The sequence below is a fragment of the Neisseria sp. 19428wB4_WF04 genome, from assembly GCF_015235335.1.
GTDB classification, from domain to species: domain Bacteria; phylum Pseudomonadota; class Gammaproteobacteria; order Burkholderiales; family Neisseriaceae; genus Neisseria; species Neisseria musculi.
In genome coordinates this window covers 1-406 of the sequence record NZ_JADGLG010000185.1, presented here as the reverse complement: position 1 = coordinate 406, position 406 = coordinate 1, and the positions used below count along the sequence as shown (strand labels likewise).

At 70.7% G+C, this 406-nt stretch carries 1 protein-coding gene; it reads right to left on the bottom strand.

Annotated elements, in window-relative coordinates:
* The coding region (locus tag IR141_RS12915) for an aldehyde dehydrogenase family protein (RefSeq protein WP_135037850.1) at positions 1-406 on the bottom strand (406 nt) is incomplete at both ends.

Below are 406 nucleotides of genomic sequence, written 5' to 3'. Positions count from 1 at the left end.
GTCATTGGCCAGGGCCACGGCCTCCTCGGCCGAGGACACCTTGTAGACCACGGAGGCCATGCCGAACAGCTCCTGCGTGTAGGCGGGGTTCTCCTGGCCCACGTCCGTGATCACGGCCGGGGAGACGTAGAAGCCCTCGCCCTCGGGGCCGGAGACGCGCTCGCCGCCCACGTGGACGGTGGCGCCGGCCTCCTTGGCCGCGGCGATCTGCTCGGCGAGCCCGTCGGCCGCGGACTCGGAGGACAGCGGGCCGTAGACGTCGGCGTCACGCGAGGTCGGGTCGCCGGGCTTCATCGCCGAGGAGCGCTGGACCAGCTCGTCCACGAAGTCGTCGTAGAGGTCCTCCATGACGATCATGCGCTTGTTCGAGTTGCAGGCCTGGCCCCAGTTGCCCATCCGGGTGGCC